Origin of the sequence: Marinovum algicola (genome assembly GCF_900109145.1) — a bacterium.
Classification (GTDB): domain Bacteria; phylum Pseudomonadota; class Alphaproteobacteria; order Rhodobacterales; family Rhodobacteraceae; genus Marinovum; species Marinovum algicola.
Map to the genome: position 1 here is coordinate 205212 of NZ_FNYY01000007.1, position 6631 is coordinate 211842.

Below are 6631 nucleotides of genomic sequence, written 5' to 3' on the forward strand. Positions count from 1 at the left end.
GGGAGGCCCCGGCGCGGGGCCGGGGCGGGGGTGGCTATTCGACCGTCAGCGGCTTGCGGGCGATCACCTTGCGGTTCTGGCCGACCACATAGCGCAGCTCGTAAGCGCCGGGCTGTTCGGGCAGTTTCAGGATCAACGGGCTGTCCTGACTGGTGCGGCCATAGGTTTCGTATTCATCGTCCGAAGATTGGGCGCGGGCGATCGACACGTAATCGTCGCTGAAATCAGGCCCGTCCCAATGCACCGCCAGATTGCCGCCGGCGGCGCCGCGCTCGGCGGCCTGCAAATCCGCGCTTACTTCGGTCAGGGTGATCTCCTTGCGGGCCAGGACCGAGGTGCCGTTGCTGGCCGCCACATAGCGCACTTCGTAGGTGCCGGGCACCGCCGGGGTACGCAGCAACAGGGGCGAGCCGGTCCGGGTGTAGCTATAGGCATCATGGCGGCTGTCGCCGGGCCGCGAAATCGAGATATAGTCGCGGTCATATCCCGGGCCCTCCCAGTTCACCACGATCGGGGCCCCGGCGCGGGCGGTCTCGGGAAGAGCGAGCGTCGCCTGCACATCCTGCACCTCGATCGGCAGGCTCGCCAGAACCGTGCGGTCCTGCGACATGACATAGCGCAGCTCGTAGCGGCCCGGCACCAGCGGCATGGTGAGCGAAAGCGGCATGCCCTTGCGGGTGTAGGTATAGGCCTCGTGGCCGTCGTCGCCGGGCCGGGCGACAGAGATGTAATCATTGGCATAATCCGGCCCGGTCCAGCGCACCTCGAGCGGCTGGCCGGCGGCGGCCTCGGCGGGGGCCTCGAGCGTGGCGCTGATTGCGACCACCGCGATGGGCCTGGTCGCCAGCACGGTGCGATCCTGCGACATCACATAGCGCAGCTCGTAGTCGCCGGGCACCGTCGGCATGACCACCTGCGCCGGGCTGCCCTTGCGGGTATAGGCGTAATTCTCGTAACCGTCATCGCCAAGCCGCGCGATGGAGATGTAATCATTGGCATAATCCGGGCCCTCCCAGGTCACCGGCAGGGTGGCGCCGGCGAGCGCGCTGTCTTCGGAAGCCAGTGTCGCCGTGACCTCGGTCACCGTCACCCTGCGGGTCGCCAGAACGGTGCGGTCCTGCGACATCACGTAGCGCAACTCGTAGTCGCCGGGCAGGGGTGGCATCAGCAACTGTCCGGGGCTGCCCTTGCGGGTGTAGACATAGCTCTCATAGCCATCATCGCCGGGCCGGGCGACCGAGATGTAGTCATTGGCATAATCCGGCCCTTGCCAGGTGACGGGCAACTGCGCCCCGGCGACGACGCTGTCGGCGGCGTCGAGGCTGGCGGTCACCTCGGTGACGGCGATCGGCCGGGTTGCCAGAGTCTTGCGCCCGTCCGAGAGGACATAGCGCAGCTCGTAGTCGCCGGGCAGGGCGGGCAGCAGTAACTCTGCCGGGCTGCCCTTGCGGGTATAGGCATAGGTTTCATAGCCGTCATCGCCGGGGCGCGCGACAGAGATGTAATCGTTCTGCGCATCGGGGCCGTCCCATGTCACCGGAAGGGTCGATCCGGCCGGCGCGCTATCGGCCGCTTCTAGGCTGGCGGGCGGCAACAGCGCGGGCAGGGCCAGGGTGACGGTTTGCGGGGCGTCGCCCTGGGCAAAGGTCATCTCGGCGCTGGCCTCGTCCTCGGGGCGCAACACCGACACAAGGTAATCACCCGGCAGCAGATCGGCGCTGACGGTGGCGCCACGCTCGAAATCGAGGATTGCGGTCTCGCCCCGCGAAAGGGACCAGATCAGCGGCGTGGCGATGCGTGGCCCGTCCTCGCCGTCGGTGGCGGCGAAATCGACGGTCACCGGCATCGGCTCGGGCGCGGCGGCGACCTCGGTCAGCGCCTCGCCCAACTCGCCGGCATTGGCGGCGGTGAGAAAGCGCCCGCCGGTCTCTTCGGCCAGGCATTGCATCTGCTCCAGCGCCTCGGGGTCGCTCACGTCGAAGCCCACCACATGCACGGTGAACTCGGCGCCGGCCTGTTCCAGCGCGCGGGCGGCGGCGCAGGGATCGGGGTTGCAGGTCTCGATGCCGTCGGACACCAGGATCACCGTCGCCTTTTCTTCGGTGTAGCGCAGCGCCTCGGCGGCGGCGGTCACCGCATCGGTCATCGGCGTCTTGCCGCGCGGCTGAATGCCGTTGACCGCAGTGGCGATGGCGTCGCGGGTGCCGGCACCGGGGGCAACCAGCGTCTCGATGTCGCTGCAATCGCCCTTGGTGCGGTGGCCATAGGCGGTCAGCCCCAGTTCCTGATCTCCGGGCAGGGCGGCCAGCAGATCACCCATCACCGTCTGGGCGATCTCGATCTTGGCCCGGCCGTCGATCTGGCCCCACATTGAGCCGGAGCCATCGAGCACCAGGATGGTGCGCGGGTTTTCCTGCGCCGACAACAGGCCCGGCAGCGCGAGCAGAGAAACTAACAATGTGCGGAGAAATGACATCCCGACCCCCAAATGACCAATTGAATGCGATAACCCTGCGTAAAGTGGACCCGCCGATCAACAGGGGAAATCCTCGCCTCGGCAGATGTTCGCCTTGTGTTCTCATTTTTCCATTGGCGAAACCGGCCTCATCCCCTATGTGTTAACCACTGCCGAAGGGGGGCTGAAATGCCGGAACTGAAACATATCGAGGTGCGCGGCGCGCGCGAGCACAATCTCAAGGGCATCGACGTCGATATCCCGCGCGATCAGCTTGTGGTGATCACCGGGCTGTCGGGCTCGGGCAAATCCTCGCTGGCCTTTGACACGATCTATGCCGAAGGGCAGCGCCGCTATGTCGAGAGCCTCTCGGCCTATGCGCGGCAGTTCCTCGACATGATGGAAAAGCCCGATGTCGATCATATCACCGGCCTGTCGCCGGCGATTTCGATCGAGCAGAAGACCACATCGAAGAACCCGCGTTCAACCGTCGGCACCGTGACCGAGATCTACGATTACATGCGGCTGCTCTTTGCCCGCGCCGGCACGCCCTATTCCCCCGCCACCGGCAAGCCGATCGAGGCGCAGCAGGTGCAGGACATGGTCGACCGGGTGATGACGCTCGAAGAGGGCACGCGCGGCTATCTGCTGGCGCCGATCATCCGCGACCGCAAGGGCGAATACCGCAAGGAATTCCTCGAGCTGCGCAAGCAGGGCTTTCAGCGGGTCAAGGTCGATGGCGCCTTCTACGAGCTCGACGAGCCGCCGGTGCTGGACAAGAAATACCGCCATGACATCGATGTGGTGGTCGACCGCATCGTAGTGCGCGAGGGGCTGGAGACGCGGCTGGCCGACAGCTTCCGCACCGCGCTCGACCTCGCCGATGGCATCGCCATCCTGGAAACCGCACCGCGCGACGACGAAGACCCGGAGCGGATCACTTTTTCCGAGAATTTCGCCTGTCCGGTCAGTGGCTTCACTATCCCCGAGATCGAGCCGCGGCTGTTTTCCTTCAACGCGCCGTTCGGCGCCTGCCCGGAATGTGACGGGCTGGGGATGGAGCTGTTCTTTGACGAACGGCTTGTGGTGCCCGACACCACTCTGAAGATCTACGATGGCGCGCTGGCGCCCTGGCGCAAGGGCAAATCGCCCTATTTCCTGCAAACCATCGAGGCGCTGGCCAAGCATTACGAGTTCGACAAGAACACCCGTTGGAAGGATCTGCCGAAACACGTCCAGCAGGTCTTCCTCTATGGCTCCGGCGACGAGGAGATCGAGTTTCGCTATGACGAGGGCGGCCGGGTCTATCAGATTTCCCGCGTCTTCGAGGGCGTCATTCCGAATATGGAACGGCGCTACCGCGAAACCGACAGCAACTGGATTCGCGAGGAATTCGAACGCTACCAGAACAACCGGTCGTGCCATGCCTGTGGCGGCTACCGTCTTCGGGACGAGGCGCTGGCGGTCAAGATCGGCGCGCCCGAGGACCATCTGCTGCATATCGGCCAGGTGGTGCAGATGTCGATCCGCGAGGCCTTTGACTGGTGCAATGAGGTGCCGCAGCACCTCAGCTCGCAGAAGAACGAGATCGCCCGCGCCATCCTCAAGGAGATCCGCGAACGGCTGGGGTTCCTCAACAATGTCGGCCTCGAATATCTGACGCTGAGCCGCAATGCCGGCACGCTCTCGGGTGGCGAGAGCCAGCGGATCCGGCTGGCGTCGCAGATCGGCTCGGGCCTGACCGGCGTGCTCTACGTGCTCGACGAGCCGTCGATCGGGCTGCACCAGCGCGACAATGACCGGCTGCTCGGCACGCTCAAGAATCTGCGCGACCAGGGCAATACGGTGATCGTGGTGGAACACGACGAAGAGGCGATCCGCGAGGCGGATTACGTCTTTGACATCGGGCCCGGTGCCGGGGTGCATGGCGGCCAGGTGGTGGCCCATGGCACGCCGGCCCAGGTGGCGGCGGAACCGTCGTCGGTCACCGGCCAATACCTCTCGGGCCAGCGCGAGATCGCGGTGCCGTCGGAACGGCGTGAGGGCAATGGCAAATCGGTGACCGTGGTCAAGGCCACGGGCAACAACCTGCGCAAAGTCACCGCCGAGTTTCCGCTAGGCAAATTCGTCTGCGTTTCGGGCGTGTCGGGCGGTGGCAAATCGACCCTGACCATCGAGACCCTGTTCAAGACCGCCTCGATGCGGCTCAACGGCGCGCGGCAGACGCCCGCGCCCTGCGAGACGATCCAGGGGCTGGAGCATCTCGACAAGGTGATCGACATCGACCAGCGGCCCATTGGCCGCACCCCGCGGTCGAACCCCGCCACCTATACCGGCGCCTTCACCCCGATCCGCGACTGGTTTGCCGGGTTGCCGGAGGCCAAGGCGCGCGGCTACAAGCCCGGGCGCTTTTCGTTCAACGTCAAGGGCGGTCGGTGCGAGGCCTGTCAGGGCGACGGGGTCATCAAGATCGAGATGCACTTTCTGCCCGATGTCTATGTCGAATGCGAGACCTGCAAGGGCGCGCGCTACAACCGAGAGACTCTGGAAATCAAGTTCAAGGGCAAGAGCATAGCCGACGTTCTTGATATGACGGTTGAAGAGGCGCAGGAGTTCTTCAAGGCGGTGCCCTCGATCCGCGACAAGATGGATGCGCTGATGCGGGTGGGCCTTGGCTATATCAAGGTCGGCCAGCAGGCGACGACCCTCTCTGGCGGCGAGGCGCAGCGGGTGAAACTGTCGAAGGAACTGGCCAAACGCTCCACCGGCCGCACGCTCTACATCCTCGACGAGCCGACAACGGGCCTGCATTTCGAAGACGTGCGCAAGCTTTTGGAAGTGCTGCATGAACTGGTCGAGAGCGGCAATACCGTGGTGGTGATCGAACACAACCTCGACGTCATAAAGACCGCTGACTGGATCATCGACATCGGCCCCGAGGGCGGTGATGGCGGTGGCAAGATCGTCGCGACCGGCACGCCCGAGAAAGTGGCCAAAGTCAAGGCCAGCCACACCGGCCATTACCTCGCGCCGATGCTCAAGCCACGCAAATTGGCAGCGGAATGACAAACAGGGCCGGGCGCCGAGGCCCGGCCCTGTTTCCTGGGCGCTTTGACGTCCGGCCGCGCCGTTCAGCCGCCTTGGGCGACAAGGGACGAGGGCGCGATGGCGGCGATCCGCAGCAGCTGGATCATCTCGTAGGCGCGCAGCGGCATCAGCAGCACCTCGCCATCGACGGCGGCGTAATAATGATCGGGCTCGGGCTCGGGCAGGTCATAGGTTGCCAGCAGCCGGTCATGCCCCGCCAATGACGTCAGGTCGAGATCCTCGACATCGAACACCTGAACATCCTGCAACCCGCGCAGCAGGCGGATGCGGCGATAATTCTCTTTGTCGAGAAGCACCGGCTGGCCGTCGATGATGATATAGGCATGATTTTCGGGAGCCGGGTCGAGCGCAAAAATCTCGACGATCCGCTCTTGCGTCAGGGCGAAATCATTGACGAAGGGGTCGAGGTCGGCGCCGTCCTCGACCTCGATATCGAGGTCATATTCCCGTTCGATCTCGCGGTCGATGTCGCGCTGGCGTTCGATCAGGTGCAGGTGCACGTCCTCGTCGTTGCGGCTGGCCCAATCCTCGGCGGTAACGGATTTTTTCGCCTGCCCGGGCGGCACGCAGGGCACGTCTTTCCCGGCCAGCCCCGGTGGGCAATCGATCAGAATGTCGCTGAGCCCCGAGGTGCCAAGCACCGCCAGCGGCACGCCCAGCCCGGCGATCCGCGACAGCGCGCGACGAGCAAAATCGGCGTCGCCATCGATCTCGACCTTGGACTTGCCGTCCTTGACCTCGATCTTGGCTTTATCCGGCATGATAGAATCGGCGCTTCGAAACCCTGCCAGTCTGTGCAGATCGGAGATAGGGTAGCACCATCCGGGATTTGGGGCGCCGGGAGCACGAAAGTGCGGGCAGACCGAGCTTGAGACATGGGCTGCGAGCCCGAAGCTTTATCTGGTCGCCCCTGCGGCTTGCCCGGATGTGCCGAGAGCACGGATCTGTAGTTGCCGCGTGCCCGCCTGCTCCCACGACGTGAATGCTTTTGAAGTGGAGGGAGTATGCGGATCATAGGAATGGACATTCATCGGGACTTTGCCGAAGTGGTGGCGCTGGAAGGTACCG

General features: G+C 64.7%; 3 protein-coding genes. 1 reads left to right on the top strand and 2 read right to left on the bottom strand.

The genetic code is table 11. The features are described from left to right. Nucleotides 1–34 precede the first annotated feature (34 nt). Nucleotides 35–2476 carry a VWA domain-containing protein gene (locus tag BMW90_RS12115; RefSeq protein ID WP_083416033.1) on the bottom strand — a complete coding sequence of 814 codons (2442 nt, stop codon included), beginning with the start codon at nucleotides 2474–2476 and terminating at the stop codon, nucleotides 35–37. 168 nt (nucleotides 2477–2644) lie between these two features. Here BMW90_RS12115 and uvrA point away from each other — a divergent pair, with 168 nt between their 5' ends. Then, nucleotides 2645–5521: an excinuclease ABC subunit UvrA gene (uvrA, locus tag BMW90_RS12120; RefSeq protein ID WP_074836789.1), complete on the top strand. Its 2877-nt coding sequence runs from the start codon at nucleotides 2645–2647 to the stop codon at nucleotides 5519–5521. A 65-nt stretch (nucleotides 5522–5586) separates the two neighbouring features. Here the strand turns inward: uvrA and BMW90_RS12125 are convergent, their stop codons facing one another. Then, nucleotides 5587–6324, bottom strand: a complete 738-nt coding sequence (locus BMW90_RS12125; RefSeq protein ID WP_074836791.1) for a hypothetical protein — start codon at nucleotides 6322–6324, stop codon at nucleotides 5587–5589. Nucleotides 6325–6631: the final 307 nt, after the last annotated feature.